The sequence below is a fragment of the Aliidiomarina quisquiliarum genome, assembly GCF_023922585.1.
Lineage (GTDB): Bacteria > Pseudomonadota > Gammaproteobacteria > Enterobacterales > Alteromonadaceae > Aliidiomarina > Aliidiomarina quisquiliarum.
Map to the genome: position 1 here is coordinate 193,295 of NZ_JAMFTN010000021.1, position 17,001 is coordinate 210,295.

General features: G+C 47.4%; 14 protein-coding genes. 8 read left to right on the plus strand and 6 right to left on the minus strand.

The annotated features are described in order from the left end of the window. Positions 1-85: 85 nt before the first annotated feature. Both M1L23_RS08900 and M1L23_RS08905 read right to left on the minus strand, forming a co-directional pair. Entirely contained in the window at positions 86-1,231 is a 1,146-nt protein-coding gene (locus tag M1L23_RS08900; RefSeq protein ID WP_252626977.1) for a saccharopine dehydrogenase family protein, read from the minus strand. A 368-nt stretch (positions 1,232-1,599) separates the two neighbouring features. Next, positions 1,600-3,570, minus strand: a complete 1,971-nt coding sequence (locus M1L23_RS08905) for a sigma-54-dependent Fis family transcriptional regulator (protein WP_252626978.1) — start codon at positions 3,568-3,570, stop codon at positions 1,600-1,602. 945 nt (positions 3,571-4,515) lie between these two features. Here M1L23_RS08905 and M1L23_RS14860 point away from each other — a divergent pair. Together M1L23_RS14860 and msrB are read left to right on the plus strand one after the other, a co-directional pair. After that, positions 4,516-4,641 (plus strand): hypothetical protein, encoded by a 126-nt coding sequence (locus M1L23_RS14860; RefSeq protein WP_256473707.1) that lies wholly within the window; start codon positions 4,516-4,518, stop codon positions 4,639-4,641. 394 nt (positions 4,642-5,035) lie between these two features. Beyond that, positions 5,036-5,515: a peptide-methionine (R)-S-oxide reductase MsrB gene (gene msrB / locus M1L23_RS08910; RefSeq protein WP_252626980.1), complete on the plus strand. Its 480-nt coding sequence runs from the start codon at positions 5,036-5,038 to the stop codon at positions 5,513-5,515. A gap of 100 nt (positions 5,516-5,615) precedes the next feature. Here the strand turns inward: msrB and M1L23_RS08915 are convergent, their stop codons facing one another. The 3 genes from M1L23_RS08915 to fba form a co-directional block, all read right to left on the minus strand. Continuing rightward, the gene (locus M1L23_RS08915; protein ID WP_252626982.1) at positions 5,616-6,683 is read right to left on the minus strand and encodes a methyltransferase; all 1,068 of its coding nucleotides are present in this window, start codon (positions 6,681-6,683) and stop codon (positions 5,616-5,618) included. A 179-nt stretch (positions 6,684-6,862) separates the two neighbouring features. Continuing rightward, on the minus strand, positions 6,863-7,348 hold the full coding sequence (locus M1L23_RS08920; protein WP_252626984.1) for a hypothetical protein: 486 nt from the start codon (positions 7,346-7,348) through the stop codon (positions 6,863-6,865). A gap of 853 nt (positions 7,349-8,201) precedes the next feature. Beyond that, positions 8,202-9,266: a class II fructose-bisphosphate aldolase gene (gene fba / locus M1L23_RS08925; RefSeq protein ID WP_252626986.1), complete on the minus strand. Its 1,065-nt coding sequence runs from the start codon at positions 9,264-9,266 to the stop codon at positions 8,202-8,204. A gap of 291 nt (positions 9,267-9,557) precedes the next feature. On the opposite strand from fba, the gene M1L23_RS08930 reads away from it, so the two are divergent. The 6 genes from M1L23_RS08930 to M1L23_RS08955 all read left to right on the plus strand — a co-directional run bounded on the left by M1L23_RS08930 (position 9,558) and on the right by M1L23_RS08955 (position 14,828). Beyond that, complete coding sequence (locus tag M1L23_RS08930) at positions 9,558-10,748, plus strand: MFS transporter (RefSeq protein ID WP_252626987.1); 1,191 nt, start codon at positions 9,558-9,560, stop codon at positions 10,746-10,748. Between the two features lie 159 nt (positions 10,749-10,907). Then, entirely contained in the window at positions 10,908-12,191 is a 1,284-nt protein-coding gene (locus M1L23_RS08935) for an MATE family efflux transporter (protein ID WP_252626988.1), read from the plus strand. Between the two features lie 145 nt (positions 12,192-12,336). Then, the gene (locus M1L23_RS08940; protein WP_252626990.1) at positions 12,337-12,579 is read left to right on the plus strand and encodes a hypothetical protein; all 243 of its coding nucleotides are present in this window, start codon (positions 12,337-12,339) and stop codon (positions 12,577-12,579) included. Positions 12,580-12,768: 189 nt separating this feature from the next. Continuing rightward, positions 12,769-12,993: a DUF3565 domain-containing protein gene (locus tag M1L23_RS08945; RefSeq protein ID WP_252626992.1), complete on the plus strand. Its 225-nt coding sequence runs from the start codon at positions 12,769-12,771 to the stop codon at positions 12,991-12,993. A gap of 307 nt (positions 12,994-13,300) precedes the next feature. Then, positions 13,301-14,275, plus strand: coding sequence for a hypothetical protein (locus M1L23_RS08950; protein ID WP_252626994.1), 975 nt, complete (start codon positions 13,301-13,303; stop codon positions 14,273-14,275). Between the two features lie 127 nt (positions 14,276-14,402). Then, positions 14,403-14,828 carry an HIT domain-containing protein gene (locus M1L23_RS08955; protein WP_252626996.1) on the plus strand — a complete coding sequence of 142 codons (426 nt, stop codon included), beginning with the start codon at positions 14,403-14,405 and terminating at the stop codon, positions 14,826-14,828. Between the two features lie 21 nt (positions 14,829-14,849). Here M1L23_RS08955 and M1L23_RS08960 read toward each other — a convergent pair whose 3' ends face one another. Then, positions 14,850-16,970: a putative bifunctional diguanylate cyclase/phosphodiesterase gene (locus M1L23_RS08960; RefSeq protein WP_252626997.1), complete on the minus strand. Its 2,121-nt coding sequence runs from the start codon at positions 16,968-16,970 to the stop codon at positions 14,850-14,852. Between the last annotated feature and the right edge of the window lie 31 nt (positions 16,971-17,001).

The window sequence follows — 17,001 nt, forward strand, 5'->3', positions numbered from 1 at the left end:
AAACAGTATAGGATGTGTACCGAGGAGATCTGATGATGACTAAAAAGGGGCTGTCTTTTCGGACAGCCCCTTTTTTCCATTTATTTTATTCTTCACTAATTTTGATTGTAAACCCTTTGTCTTTAAGTTTACTAAAAATAGTTTCAATTTGTTCACGATCCAAAACTTCAGGTGCATGGACACCCACGTAATTTATTTTACCTTCAGCTATTGTTTGGGCAATAGTAGAAGCAGTCCATGCTGTCATATGTGCACCATTTTCAGCTATTTCATAAATATACTTTTTATCGAAACCATCTTTTTTCCCTTCGACTGTTACTTTGAAATAGCCGTTGACATCTTTAGCTTCCTTTACATCTTTAAATCTACGTTCCATGATACCCATTGAAACCTCAGCTAAATTAAACGTTTTTCCATTCACTTCAATAGGTTCATCATCATTTAATCCAGCTTCCATGAATTTAAAGTAAAGCTCTGTCGCTGCGGTAGGAATCAAACCACCACGAACCGTAACATTCTGCACTCCATCAATATACCTTGGGATCGTTGCAGGTTCCGCATGGCCTACGTAAAAAATATCCCCATTATATTTAGCATCTGTTGAAGTTAATCTCGTTTTTTCTGTTCCAGCTGGAATACCCGTATGTTTTCCTTCCACAAATTGAAGGGAATCGCCGCTTAATATATGGAAGAAGTGGTTAAATACACCTGGCCCTCCACCAGCTAGTGATGGCCATATCCAGTCAATCGTAATATCATCTGTTTCATCCAGTTGAGTGAAGGCATGTTTACTGAATAAGTTCGTTAATCCAGGGGAAACCCCAGCACCGATAATGACAGGAATGTTCGCCTTTATGGCGGCATCGTTTAGATTTTTCATTATTTCTAACGTAGGTTTATAATCATCATTGATATCTACGTATGGAACGCCTGCTTCGATCACTGCTTTAACAATCGGTTCCCCAAATTTGTAAAATGGACCAATGAGGTTACATACAACATTTGGGTTTTCCTCTTTTATAAGACTTACTAACTCGTCATGTTTATTCGCATCTGCTTTAACTGCTGTAACTTTACTATTGCCTGCTGATTGTAATTCTTTAGCAAGTTCTTGCGCTCTTTCAATATTGAAGTCTGCTAATACAACCTCTTCCACCTTACTAATCACTAAGTCCCGAGCTAGTACCGAACCTTCTGTTCCAGCCCCACCTAACACTAAAATCTTGGACATAATATCTACTCCTTTAACGTGTTTATATAGGGTTTACATTCGATTTAATAGAATTGATTTCCCCTATATACTTTTTGGTTGTTGCATGTTCTTTTATTTTTCACTCATGAAACCCCTTACACAAACTTATTTATTGCTTCATCCTCCCTCCTCTCAGCTTCTTCGCTAATATAAATAAGCAAGAAGTATGCCAACTTTGAAAAAGAGAGTCAAAACCTTGAATAACCTTGACGGAATTGTGCTTTCTCATTTATTTTTATTCATACCCCCAAACAGTTAGTGTCTCAGTCTCACACAAACTGTTTCAAGAGTCTCATATAAAATAAAAAAACTTCCTGTAAAGGAAGTTTGAATAAGATATATATGATCTAAATGATAATCCCATACTTTTTCATTTTTCTATACATCGTGGCTCTCGAAATTCCTAGACGCTCTGCTGCTTTTGAAACATTCTTGTCAGCTGTTCGAATGGCTAAAATGAGCTGATTTTTTTCAGAGTCTTCACTTTCTTCCATCCTATCTCTTACTTCAGGCGGAAGATCACAAGGCAGAATCAAGTCACCTTCCATATTGAAAAGGGCCTGTTCCACAACATTTTTAAGCTCACGGATATTTCCTGTCCATGCATGGGATTGTAAATAATCCATCGTTTCGGGATGTACGTCAATCGATGTTTTTCCGAATTCTCCACTTAATTGGCGGATAAAGTGATGGACAAATAGAGGGATATCTTCAGCCCTTTCTCGTAAACTAGGAATTTCCAAATGAATGACTCGAAGGCGAAAATATAAATCTTTTCTAAATGTCCCTTTCTCTACAGCTTCGTAAAGATTTTTATGTGTTGCTGCAATCACGCGGACATCGACAGGAATCGGTTTACTCCCTCCTATTCGTGTGACCACTCTTTCTTCAAGAACCCGTAGTAAATGGACTTGTGCATCTAACGGCATGTCCCCAATTTCATCAAGAAATATCGTTCCACCATTCGCTAACTCAAACTTACCTGGATTCCCCTTATTTCTAGCCCCAGTAAAGGCCCCTTGTGTATAGCCAAATAACTCACTCGCTACCAATTCTCGGGGAATAGCTCCACAGTTTAGAGCGATGAATGGTTGATTGGCTCTTTCACTAGCGTTATGAATCGATTGTGCAAACCATTCTTTTCCTGTTCCTGATTCTCCATTCAATAGGAGCGTTGAACTTAAAGCCGCTGCCTTTTTTGCCTTTTTCACCACTCTAACAAAAGCTGATGAGGAACCAATCATATGATCAAATGTATAAGCTTCAGATTCCTTTTTATAAGGATGTCCGTCCATCGTTTTACCTTTATTTGTTTTCTGAATGACCGGTATGCTTCTTCGTAAACGAACAAAAACACCTAGTAAATGATCATGGTCCATAACGATCGCTTGTGCTGTACAGATAAATCTTTCATTTTTATGACTCATCCATATTTCCTCTTCAACCATGGACCGCTTTTTACTCAGAATAGGATCCACCAATCTTTCTATTTTAGGATATTGATTAACACTCTGCTCCTTACCAATGCCAGGAATGAATGATTTCATGATTTCATTCATTTTCAATATGTCCTTTTTCCCATCAACAATCATCACGCCATCCTCGAGGGTACCAAGTACCGTCATAAGAAAAGGATTCATACTTAATCCTTCTTGATATAAAAAACCTTCTATTTGTTTGGTAATATTGTTCGCTTTCGATGTAATCAATGCCAGAGTGTGGGAATTAATATTCTTCCATTTACCCGATAAATCAAGAACTCCCATTAATTCTTTAGTAAATGGGTTTAAAATCGGAGCTGCTGTAGAAAACCAATCCTGAAAACCCTCACTAAAGTGTTCTGTAAATAAAATTTGAATCGGTTTCTTATTATATATCGCCGTACCAGTCGCATTGGTTCCAGCTATTTTTTCACTCCAATCCGCCCCTGGGAGCCAATTTATTTTCTCAACTTCTCTTTTTACTTCATTCACTCCATAAGACTTTAAAAGGATTCCATTACGATCCCCTATTGTGATAATCGTTTCAGATTCCTCTAAAAACGGAATAAGAGGCTTCAGATTTTTATCGGCGAAGTATAGTAATTTTTCATTTCGCTCTTGATGTTCTATTAATTCATTTGAAGTTACATTTTTATTTACTCGCTTTTGAAAGGGGTTCACACCAAAACCCTTAGATCTTTCCCATGATAAAAGAATTTCAGAACGAAGCAGAGTTTCAGATTTTACACCTTTGTTAATATAATTTTCCCAAGCGTTTTGAACTTTAGAAGTTGACTTAGATGGGATACGTTTAAAATATGTCATTTTTTTATTCAACTTGACCAACTCCCATTCAAGTAATTGTGAATTTTCTTATAATTATACAGTGTTCTCATTATAAAGGCACATCATTACAGATTAAAATATCAACTATATTTTTAAATCCCACGTGATTTTCCTTTCTCAGGGTTAAAGATTCTTTTCTAAAGATGAGTGCATATATATGATTAAAAATACTACTGAAGTCAAATCACCTATTGGGATTGTTTCACACGACTTAAAAAAGATACCTGTCTTTAGACAGGCATCCTGGTATTTACGCTTACAATCTAGCAGGGTTTTTGTTCATAAGGGAAATATCTAGTTGGAGGTTTCCTTATCTATTTGTATCCCGAGATAAAGAGCGAAGCTAAAGATTGATTATGGGACCAAAATTGGTTCCCGCTTTACTACCGGCAATTAGAACTAGGTGACTCTGCCGGCTGCTAAGTTCATGGAAGTAGAGACCTTACAATGATACAAACTCAATTGTTTTAGCTATTCTATCAGCAGTCCTTTTTCCCATCATTTGTTCAACAAGATATAGTGCCATGTTAATTCCTGAAGAAACCCCTCCAGTAGTTATAAGGTTACTTTCATGTACAACGTGGCTATCTGCTGAAACCACTCTAACCTTAGGGTACCGTTCTTGTAGTATATTCAATGCTAAATGATGGGTCGTCCACTGAAAAACAAGAGTTTTGCCCCCATGTTATAATCGCGATTGACTCTCAGTTACATAAGTCTTTTTCGGCACCTTGGTATCCAAGTCGCCCCCGCTCCCGTTTTAATGTGGGTAGTGCTTGGATCAAAGTCCCCTAACTATGGGTAAAAAATTCATTGAAAGCACAAAAGAAAACTGAGGCCGCTCCTACTGCACCAGCGCCCTACGTGAAGGGTACATTCAAAGAGACGTGTGGTCCTTGTGGAGCCACCTTTGAGGTGGTGGTGCTAGGTGGGCGTATGGCTAAAGCCTCACAGGAAGATCGTGAAGATTATGAGTGCCCTGAGTGTGGCCAAGCTTATCACTGCCGCGGCGCCGCGCCACCACGGATTACCTTGCTGACGGCACGTACGGACGGCGGTTAAAGCACGAGTATTTTGACGCGGCGAGTGCTCTCTCGCCGTGGTTTTTTGCTCATTCCTCAGGGTCGAGTTTCGCCTCATAGCCTACTCCACTCGCATTGCTTCTCTACATGACGCAATAAGTCAGACAAGTAGAGCAGCTCTTTATGCGTTCATTACGTTGTTGCCAGAGCTTTATTGGCGGATAAGCTGCGCTTAAGCACTATTGCGCTGACTCGGCTTTCTAGTGGGCATGGAATTATTTTAAGGATTTGTGGTCTTAACTGTGTGGATATGGCTCCCTGTGTAAGCAGGTAGTAGCCAAACAATAAGATGAGTAATTGCTCCTGTTCACCACCTGACTTTTATAAGTTTGGCTGAGCACGGCAGCAACAGATAAATAAGGGAGAGGATGCCCATGCAAAACATACAAAAGGATTGGTTTTTGTACCTTCCAGAAGATGCTGATATCAATCTAAATATTGCGCCGCTAAACGTATCTGAGGCTCAGTGGCGAAAGCGTTTAACTGATGCTGAATTTAGAGTGTTGCGTGAAAAAGCTATTGAGTGGCCAAGTTCGGGGGATTTAAACGAAGAAGAGCAGATGGGTGTTTATGTCTGCGCAGCCTGCGAACTGCCTTTGTTCACCTCGGCAATGAAGTTTGATAGCGGCACTGGTTGGCCAAGCTTTTTTAGTCATATCCCCGGTCATCTAGGGACCCAAGAAGACCATTCGCTGTTATTACCTCGCACTGAGTACCACTGCGTACGCTGCGAGGGTCACCAAGGTTATGTCTTTGAGGATGGCCCAGCGCCTACGGGCGAGCGTTGGCACAATAACAGCGTGTCACTGCACTTTTGGCCAACCGACTCAAAGCAGCGTGTGGCTAGGGCGTAGTGGGTTTTGCCGCTGAGAGCGCCGAGCTAAGAGCTTAAGAGACGATTCTTGTTTTATGACAATGCCGCACCGGTCAAGAACGGTGCGGCATTTAAGCTCTTTACGCACGCTGACAGCGCAGCACGGTATGACCAACACCCACATCATCAATTTCTTGAGTAATACGCAGTCCTGCGTCTTCAATCAACTGCTTGAACTGCTGGTAGTAGTACATCCGGCTATTGCCGTTAGCGATGCAGGTAAAGTAAAGCGAAGTGGCGTTAATGCTAAAAGAGGCCGCTTCGAAGGCCTGCCGGTCGGGGAAGTTCTCGATGATATAGAGCGTGGTATTGGTATCCATGCTTGCGGCCGTGCGACGCAGGATGCTGACGATATCCTCGGCAGAAAAGCAATCCAGAAACTGGCTCATCCAGATGGTATCTGCGCCCTGATAAAAAGGTTGAGCTTCATCAAGTAAGTTGGTGGGGTGATAGTGGACTCGTTCACCATAGCCCGCCGCCTCAATGTTTTGCTTTGCCACAGCCAATTGTGAGGGTAGATCCATTAAGGTGATTTTAACCTGCGGATTGTAGGCTAAACATTTAAGTGCCCAGCGTCCGGTATTGCCGCCGACATCAAGCAATTCTCTGACCGGATGCTCAAAGACGATAGGCAGTAGCGCATCAAAAACCTGATCCGAGTAGTAGTGATCAAAGCTAAACCAACTGGATTTTGCTGGCTCTGGCTGCTCGGTAAGGCCTTCGTAAATATTATCCCAAGGGCCCAACGTTTTTAGCCCAGCCGGTGTTTGGGTGCGTAGCGCTTCTTCCAAAAACGGCAGGCCTTGGTAACAGACATCGCGGGTGAAGTTCATGTTCACCTCGGTCATTTTGTCGTGCAAGATAAAATGACCGACCTTATCGAGGATAAAATAATCGCCAGACTTGGACACCAAATTGAGATCGGTGGCGAAATCAAGCAGCACTGAGGTGCTGTACTCTGACAATTCAGTGGCAGCGGCAAGTGATGCCAGATCAGCACCGCTGCGACCGGCATCAGCGACAGCTTGGAGCAAGCCGGTGTCACGCATGGCAACTGTGGCATAAAAGACTACCGGACCGAAGGCAATCCACTGGGCGCGGGACTTTGCCTCAACCGCGCTAAGTGAACTCTTGTTTGATTTAACCATCGCTATCGTTATTCTCCGCCACGCCAATGTCAGCGCCGAAACCGGCTCTTACTAAAAGCTCTCCAATAAGGCTTAGTCCTCTGTGAGGCACCCTTATTGGCGGCATACATTACCATGCGATGACGAAGAGGTGAGCTTCTGGCTGTTGCTCTCTTGTTAGCTTAGCTCCATCGGGGCTGCTACTGGATGGTTTTTATCCCTTCTTCAGACGGCTCACTGATGTTGCCGACACTATCGACGGCCTGTATCGCGAAGTACCAAGAAGCCGAGGAGAGGTTTTCTACCATATAACTGCAGTTAAGTACCTCACCGCAGGTCGTTTGCTGGCCAGTGCTGCTGCAGGCGGCGGCTTGAGAGTCTAGAGTGTCAGTGTGCCCATACACTCCAGACGATAAACCGTAGTTGATGTTGAAAGACTGTAGATTAGTTAGGCAACTACCATCGGTGTTAGTTGTGGGCGCTTCCCAGGTGAGTGTTGCGCTTTTGTTCGCAGGCCCGAGTGGTTTGTTTGTTGTGTCAGGTTCATTTTTATCGGGTGCTTGGCTATCGGTGGGAGGCTGCGAACCGGAGCTGTTGCTTTCGCCACCACCGCCACCACCACAGGCGCTCAAAAAAATACTGGCGAGAAGAATGGTCAAACTCTTGCGAAGTAATGCTGTGCTCATGAACTCATACCCTTAATCTTACTCCTTCCTTGGTATTGGCTTGGTTGAGCAGACCGAGTTTAGTTAAGACTAAGCAGCATCCAGCCACTGTCAGCTGATCCGGTCTGCTTGGATCTGGCATGCACGATAAGGGGGAGGGGAAAGGGGTTCTGTCGACGGCTTCACTGTTTGCTGGGCTGTCTACGAACAACGACAGAGTTTGGCTTTGAAGTGGGTAGTGGTTGGCAGTTTTTTGTGCTTACTGTTTGTATTAAAAGGGGAACTTACAAAAATCCGCCTCCCTAACAAGGTGTCGCTAGCTACCATGGTGCCTTTTAAAAGTTGGGTAGTAGCGCAAAGGGCAGAGTATGTAAGACCGGAAAAACTAGGATTATGAGTGATCTGTTTTTAGGCAGACTTAAGAGGATGGATTCTAAGAGAACACGAGGGAATAGCCGGTATGTTAAAGCGCTCACTGCAGCCTTTGTTTTTATTCGCGCTCGTATTTCCGCTTAGCGGCTGCAGCTACGACCAGTTGTAGACAGATGATGAAGCGGCCAAAGCCGCTTGGGCTGAAGTGCTTAATCAATATCTTCGCCGCACTGATTGGCTTTCTAGTCTGCTTAATGTCGTGAAGGTTCATGCCTCGCTGGCGAGTGCGTAGCCTATCAGCAGATGTAAGCGGCGTTTTCAGCAAGGCGGGTTTGAGGCCGCAGTGTTGCAGGGTGTGGCGGCTATCTGTGCTGAGTTGGTGCAGTGTTTTTCTCTAACGGGAGAGTTCAGCAACGAGTTGCCGGACACGCCGATACTGCTTTAAGGTCGAAGTGTCCAGAGCTTACCGCATCGCTTGGCGACGCGGTAAGCCTCAAAGCGCCTATTTAAGCTGTTGTTTTAACTCACCGCGCTCATAGCGCTGAGCCATGGCATCTAGGCTTATTGGCTTGATTTTGCCAGCCTGGCCAGCAGCACCAAAAGCCTCGTAACGAGCGACAACAATCTCTTTCATCGCCTGTGTCGAAGCCGCCAAATACTTGCGCGGATCAAACTCGGCCGGATTCTGTGCCAAGTAGCGGCGAATGGAACCGGTGGAGGCCAAGCGCAGATCGGTGTCGATATTGACCTTGCGTACACCGTGCTTGATGCCCTCAACGATCTCGGCTACCGGTACGCCGTAAGTCTCCGGAATCTCACCGCCAAACTCGTTAATGATCTTCAGCCACTCCTGCGGCACTGATGAAGACCCGTGCATCACCAAGTGAGTATTGGGTATGCGCGCATGGATAGCCTTGATGCGGTCGATGGCGAGAGTGTCGCCGGTAGGTGGGCGAGTGAACTTATACGCGCCATGACTGGTGCCTATAGCAATGGCCAGTGCATCAACCCCGGTTTTACTGACAAAGTCAGCTGCTTCCTCTGGATCAGTTAGCATCTGTTCTAAGGACAAAGTGCCCTCAGCGCCCACGCCATCTTCTTCGCCAGCTTGGCCGGTTTCCAAGCTACCCAAGCAGCCTAACTCGCCCTCTACTGACACACCACCTGCGTGCGCCATTTCGACTGTGCGGCGGGTGACTTCGACGTTGTACTCATAGCTGGAGGGGGTTTTGCCGTCTTCGAGCAAGGAGCCGTCCATCATCACCGAGCTAAAACCTAGCTGGATGGAGCGCTGACAAATTGCTGGGCTGGTGCCATGGTCTTGGTGCATACATACCGGAATGTGCGGGAACTCCTCTATAGCCGCCAAAATAAGATGGCGCAGAAAGGGGGCTCCAGCGTATTTGCGAGCGCCAGCAGAGGCTTGGACAATGACCGGTGAGTCGGTCAGGTCGGCGGCTTCCATGATGGCGCGCATTTGCTCGAGGTTGTTAACGTTGAATGCGGGAACGCCATATTCGTGTTCAGCGGCGTGATCCAATAACTGGCGTAAGCTAATAAGGGCCATAAACTTTCACCTCTGCAAAGCGGTGCCACCCATCGGTGGCGAACAAGAGCTGGCTGCAGATTCTATGGGGTGTGGCGCGCTATTGCATCTGCCTAGAAAAATAAACTGTCGACGAACGACTCTAAATGATGCCGATAAGCCGCTAACGGCAGGCTTTATCAGCGGATTAACGCTATTCTGATTTTTTTCTAAATGTGGACCTTGTTGATGATTGCTAGTGAACATGAGGACGAGAAAGCGCGATTTCGCTCCGACGCTAACGTAATAGGGCTAGTCGGTGTCGCACACAGCATGTCGCACTTTTATCAGTTGTTACTCGCGCCGCTGTTTCCTTGGATTAAAGCTGAGCTTGGACTCAGTTACGCCGAGCTGGGCGCGCTCATGAGCGTATTCTTTGTCGCTTCAGCCTCGGGTCAAGCGCTGGCAGGCTTTGTGGTCGACAAACTGGGTGCGCGCAATGTGCTCTTTGCTGGTTTGGCTTTGCTAGCTACGGCTGCTGTATTTATTGCCCTAAGTACCGGTTATACCGGCTTGGCTGTGGGAGCACTGATAGCGGGGTTGGGTAATAGTGTCTTTCATCCGGCTGATTTCACCTTGCTCAACCGGCACATCTCACCCTCACGACTTGCCCATGCTTTTTCGGCTCATGGAGTCTCCGGTAGCCTAGGTTACGCGGCCGCGCCGGTGTTTCTGGTTGGCATTGCCCAGCTGACGGGCTCTTGGCGCACGGCCGTTTTAGCAGCGGCCGTGCTGGCTGCTTTGGTACTGCTGCTGTTGTTTTTTCAACGGGCTCTGCTGGATGATCGTAAGCCCTTGCTGGGTGAGCAAGCAGAGGGTGAGGTGAAGCCTCATAAAGTCGCCAATGCATTGAGCTTCGACTTTTTGAAATCGCCGCAGGTCTGGATGTGCTTTAGTTTTTTCTTTATCTCCAGCCTAGCTTTAGGCGGAATCCAGAGCTTTGCTCCAACAGCACTGCATGAGTTGTACGGCATGCCGCTGACTCTGGCGGCGCTGGCCTATACTTTTTTCATGTTGGCTAATGCAGGCGGTATTTTATTTGGCGGTTTCGCTGCTCGTTGGATTCCTGATCATGATCGTTTGATTGCTATCAGCTTTCTCACTGCTGGCAGCTTAGCTGTGCTGTTGGGTACGGCGATTTTACCAGCCATCGCCGCCTTGCCTGTGATGGCGCTGATAGGTTTTGGTGCAGGTGTAGCTAATCCTTCGCGCGATCTGATGGTGCGCAAAGCTGCGGCTAAAGGCTCCACTGGGCGAGTTTACGGTGTGGTTTATTCTGGGCTTGATGTGGGCATGGCGGTAGCGCCGGTGATATTTGGACTGCTCATGGATCTTGAGCGACCCGCATGGGTGTTCGTTCTTATTGGTGGTTTCCAGTTTTTGGCCATTTTTACCGCCTTGGGTATTGGTGGCAACAGCCGTAAGCTCAAGCCCAAGTCAGTGACCAGTGAACTGAGTGCGTAGACCACAAGAAATACCACTATATGGATCAAGCCTATGGCGACCATCCTTCGTACAGGTAGGTTGCTGCAGTGATGGTTCAATCTAATGTGAGCGTAAATGACGTCCTTTACTGATCCCTGTCAAAGTCTGGGCCGCTCATTATTTCAGATGACTTGGCCCATGGTTTTTGGTGCCTTCGCACTGATGGGCTTTCAGCTTGTCGACAGTATCTTCATTAGTCGCCTAGGCGTAGCGCCTCTTGCAGCTTTGGGTTTTACCGTCCCTGTCTATCAGTTGATGGTGGGCTTTCAGGTGGGCGTAGGCATCGCCGCCACTGCGCTGATCGCACGAGCGCTGGGTGCTAAGCAGTCTAAGCAAGCGAAGCAGTTGGCGGCTATGGTGGTAGTAGCCGGTGGTTTGTTGATGCTGCTGCTTTGTCTGCTGATTTGGTTTTTTCAGGTTGTGATACTGCAAGCATTAGGTGCCGAGTCGGCGTTGTTGCCGCTGATTAACAGCTACTGGCTGGTTTGGCTGTTCAGCAGTTGGCTGGGGGCCATGCTCTATTTCGCTTACAGCATCTGTCGAGCCAATGGTGACACCCGTTTGCCGGGTCTGATGATGGTGGTCACCAGTCTGATCAATTTGGTGCTCGATCCTCTGTTCATTCTTACTTTCGGCTGGGGCTTAGTAGGCGCAGCATTAGCAACCTGGGTGGCGTTCGCGGTGGGTGCCATTGTGGTCTATGGGCGCTTGTTCCAACGAGGCTGGTTGGACTTTGATCTGGCTTCATTGCCGCCAGTGGTGGCGCTTCGCCAATTGAGCAGCATCAGTGCTCCGGCGATGCTCAGCCAGTTAATGCCCGGCATGGCGGCTTTATTGGCGACTGCGCTAATTGCCAGCTTTGGAGCTTCGGCTGTTGCCGCTTGGGCGCTAGGAACGAGGCTAGAGTTTTTCTCACTGGTACTGGTGTTGGCGCTGACCATGTCTTTGCCACCGATGGTCGGGCATTTCTTAGGCGCAGGAGAGTTGGAGAAGATACAAGCGCTTATTCGATTGGCAGTGCGTTTTGTTCTGCTGTTTCAGTTAGGAGTTGCTTTAATGTGGCTAATCGCTAGTCGTTGGTTGCCGTCTGTATTAACCCCTGACGCTCAAGTGGGCTCTCTGCTAGCCAATTACTTGCTGCTGGTGCCACTTAGCTACGGCAGTCTGGGCGTTACTATGATTATGGTCTCGGTATGTAATGCACTGGGCTGGCCGCTGCGTGCTGTGCTGATCTCATGTCTGCGCTTGTTTGTGTTTTATTTGCCTGCGCTGTGGCTGGGTGCTTATGTTGCAGAAATGCCTGGTGTGTTTGTTGGCGTACTGGGTGGCAATCTGCTCGCCGGAATAAGTGCGTGGCGCTTGTATCAACATGCTATGCGGCGCTTACAGAAAGATTCATATCCTAGTTCAGCAACTGGATAGGGGGTGGCGATGAACGTTCTAACTAAAACAGAGCTCAGCGGGATGTTGATTTAAGCGCTCAAACCGCCATTTTTTTATCTAGCTCCGCTTTTGTGAGATTGGTGGCTAAACGGTTTTCTCTAAGAGAACAAGGAGAATGTCACTTATGGAACTCGTTGACATGGCGCAAAAAAAGGAATTTAAAGCTAGCCAGAACTTGGAGCAAGAGCGTCTTGAGTTTTTGGAAAACGAGCGTGGTAAAGACGCTGCTTTAAGCTTTGCTGAGCAAACTCGGCGCACCTATCGTCGCGCCATTCTCAGTCGCTCGCCGCCGGCCGGTGACGCTGTTTTCCGACTGCGACTGTTGGCTTCCTACTGTTATCTGAAACGCTATATAGAAAAGAGCTAATGCTTATTTAGAGAGTCCACCAAGTGGCGGTAGGACTTGAAGAATCTTTCTTCTCTTTTGTGAAGCCACGCCTTGGGAGCAAGCTCCGTCAACCCCAGAGTTAGCTTAGAGCGCGCTTCCCTAAGCTTTTTTTGGTGTGTGGATGCGCCGTAGAGCAGATAAAAACCAAGGGTCAGGATGCAGATGCAGATGCAAAGAAAGATACTGGCTTTTCAAAAAGATGATCAAGGCCACTGGATGGCGGAGTTGGAGTGCGGGCACAAACAGCATGTACGTCATCGGCCACCATGGATTAACCGACCTTGGGTGGTCAGCGAAGAAGGTCGTCAGCGCCACATTGGTCGCAGAATTAACTGTAAACCCTGTGATCTTGAGCAATCTTCAGAGCATAGCGGCTTTGATACCCACCATTAAATGCAGGTTTGTCCCTGCGCAAATTTGCTCTGCTTTCTTCTGAGCTAAACCGTTGTTTCGTGTCGGATTGTTTTTTCTCTATCTCGCCCCAATTTTTATGTCGGTGTAGGGGTGCCTAACAGCTTGATTGTTATCATCGATCTGAATGCCTACTTACTCTGTGCTCTCAATAGATTAGAGCTTGCGATTGAGCTGCATAAAACCACAGTCAGTAGTTGGCGCAGCTGAAGACTCGTGTTAGCGCAGACGTATCGCCGTTGGCGGGGGTCATCATGCAGGAACAGTTATTACTATCGAGGCAGACACAATGATGGGTGGCGGGTTTGGTGAGTGGTTTTTAAACCTTTCAGGAGTTGTTTATTTTTCTTTATTTGTGCTTCTCATCGTTTTCCTCGCTGCGGTATATCATCTCTACGATGCTTATCTAAGCGAGGTGCACAAAGAGCAGGAGTTCATTCGTAAGCGCAGTGAGCGCGATTTTTTGTTGCGCCGCGATGTTTATCTCTCTGCGGCAGAGGCAATCGCACGAGCTCAAGAGTTTCTCACCAAAACCGCCGGCCTAGATCTTAACCGCCAGGCTGCCTCCCAAGTGGTGGACCATGTCGTTGGGGCGCTGGGTCGAGTGCATCTGGTTGCCAGCGAGCGTACTTTAAAAGCTACCATGGCTTTTTCCACCGAGTTAGACCTCGCTTATATTGACCTGATGGCGCGTAAGCAGCCTTTAGTTATCTTGCAGAATGAGATTGAATCTCTGGATAGAAAAATATCGCAACTCGCCTATGAGCGCGATAATTTGTTGGCTAGCCTGACTCGTTTGGCGAGCGATGAGCCGGAGCAGCACGGCAGTATTTGGAGCGAGATGAATCTGCGCTTTGATAAGTTGCATCGTGATATATCCAAGCTTGGCACTGAGCGCTGCGATAAGGTCGCCACACTGGCGCGCCTGCGTCGGGAGTTCTCTAGCAACTCAGCTAAGAGTTCGCTAAAGCTTGCCAAGCTGGGGATTCCCCTTTATTTGGCGTTTCGCGCTGAACTGGGCTTGCCGCTTGATGAGTTGGATTATCGAGGATTAGCGACACAGAACTTTGCAGAGATTGAGAAAGCCTTGCGTTTACTGGATACGCCTACCGAGGCCTCTTCATCAGTGCTTGGCTCATCACGGCTAAACCAGTCCATGCACGCCGCTGCAATGGGCGCGGCCGCGATATCGGCAGCCGTTAAGCCGCAGGAGGCGCGCCTAAAAATGGTGCTAGGCCGAAAGGCGGTTAAGGCGCCAGTTTGATGGCTTAAAGCTCTAAGCATTTATTTGTATAGACGTCGATTGGTCTTTTTTGAATGCCGAAGCTCACGCTTTTGCGGACGAGGCGTATGCGTTAGTGTTTCGCTAAGCATTTAATCAAGGAAATTTAATGGCTGGTGGCTTTGAGTTGCATCCGCAGTTGCGGGTCGATTCGTTTGATTTGGGGCAGTTGAATTTATCTCGTCTGCTGTTGATTAATGATGCGAACTATCCTTGGTTTGTGCTGGTTCCACAGCGTGAGGGGATTCGTGAAATCTTTCAGTTGAGCGATGCTGATCAGGCAACTCTGCTGGCTGAGTCAAGTCGCTTAAGTCAGGTTTTGATGGCTGTTTTTTCTGGCTACAAACTCAATGTGGCTGCACTGGGCAATAGCGTTCCTCAGTTGCATATACACCATATTGTTCGCTATCAAAATGACCCCGCATGGCCCGCGCCCGTGTGGGGAAAGTTGCCAGCTTTGGCTTATAAGAGTACAGAGCGCGATAAGCGTATAAATCTGTTACGTGCAGCGCTGAATGGCTATTTGTACGACTAATCCGAGCTACGGTATGGGTTTTTAGTGAAAGGGATGAGCTGAATTCGACGCCTTACGCAAGTGATGCATCATGACGCTAGGCTCTAGTGCAGAGTTAAACAAAAAGCCTTGGGCATAACGGCAGCCAAGTTGTGTGAGTAAGCGGCGCTGCTGCTCATGCTCGACACCTTCAGCGATGACTTGTATGCCTAGGTTATTGCCTAGACCGATGATGGCTTGAACGATGGCACTACTCGTGATGTTCTGATCGATATCGTGAATAAAATAGCTAGATATTTTGATGGTATCTATCGGTAGTAGGTGTAAGTGTTTTAGGCTGGAATAGCCTGTGCCAAAGCCCCCCACACAGACATGTATGTCGAGCTTTCTTAAGGTTTTTAGCAAGTTGGCTGTCAGGGTTGGATGATCCATTAACACCGATTCAGACAGTTCTAAGGTAATGTTATGTCCGCTAATTTTGTTTCTTGACAGCATCTGACTGATTTGATTAACCAGGCCGTGGTGAGTAAGTTGTTTGGCGGTTAGATTGATGTGGATGCGAAAATCTTCGGGTAGAAGTGATTCGGTTTGCCAGCGCTTTAACTGTCGGCCGGTTTCTTCGAACACCTTCTGACCAATGGGAATGATTAAGCACGTTTCTTCGGCAGTGCTGATGATCTCTTCGGTTGAAAGCTCTGAAGAGTTGGAGGCTTGCCAGCGTAGTAGCGCTTCGCAACCAACGCAAAGACCGCTTTGAAGATCAACAATGGGCTGGAAGTGCACGCTAAATTGATTGTTCTCCAAGGCTAGGCGCACACGGTTTTCGCGTTTGAACTGGCTGAGCGAGCGATCATGCATGCCGCTCTCATAAATGACATGGCAGCCCTTGCCCAGGGCTTTGGCGCGGTACATGGCGATGTCGGCATCGCGGATGGCATCGCTGGGCTCTTGGTAGTTAGAGACACCAAAGGTGATGCCAATGCTGACACTGGTGTAGACCTCGTGACCGTTGAGTAAAAAAGCTTGTGCCATCTGCTCGTGAATACGTTCAGCGACTCGGATAGCATCGACGGTGTGAGGGACATTTTCTAGCAAGATGGTGAACTCGTCGCCGCCCAAGCGAGCTAGTGTGTCGCCAGGGCGCAGGCAAGATTCAACTCGCCGCGAGAACTGAATTAATAGTTCGTCGCCTACCAAGTGCCCTAGGCTGTCGTTGATCACTTTAAAGCGATCCAAGTCGAGCACAAGTACCGCGTATCGGCCATCTTCGCGACTGCCACGGGCGATTGCGCTGGACAAACGGTCACTAAATAGGGCGCGATTGGGTAAGTCGGTCAAGGTGTCATGAAAGGCACTGTGCTCGAGCTTCTTTTCGACTTCTACCCGCTCACTGATGTCATTTGTTACGCCAATATAACCGTTGATTTGCTCAGCTTCGTTACGAATAGCAGAGAAGGTGAGCAGGGCGGGAAAAGTGTCGCCGTTCTTGCGTTTAAGCGTAAGCTCACCTTCCCATGTCAGATTGCGCTTAAGTCCAGCGTGGATTTCTTTGATTAGCGGCTGATTGCACTCTGGGACTAACAGTTCATTAAACGCTTGTCCTAGCGCCTCACTCGCGTGCCACTGATACAGCTGGCTTGCTGGTTGATTCCAAAAAATAATGCTGCCATCGGCTGCTGTGGCAAAAACCGCGTTGCGCACCTGATTGAGTAGAGAAGCTTGAAAGCGGATATGAGTTTCTGCCTGCTTACGCTCGATGGCGTAATAGATGGCTTTGCTGAGTGATAGAGCGTTGATTTCATCTTTGACAAGATAGTCTTGAGCGCCTTCTTGGATTGCCGTTAGCGCAAGCTTTTTATCCAAGTTGCCGGTGAGAACGATGATGGGGATTTGAGGGGCGTGCTGGTGCAACTTTCGAAAGGTCTCTAGCCCTATGCTGTCAGGGAGCGAGAGGTCGGCCAGGATGACGCTCACGGGTGAGCTTTTAAGCAAGCTTAGGCCATCATCTAAACGACTGACATGCAGCAGTGTTTGTTTAAAATCGTTGGCTTCGGCGAGCATTATCTCGGTAAGTACCGCATCACCGCGATTATCTTCAATCAGTAGGATGGTGCATTGAAGATCTCTTGGCTCATCCGAAGAGATGTTCCGGCTCTCTTGCATGCGGGGCCTGCTAAATAGTGAGTGAGTTGCA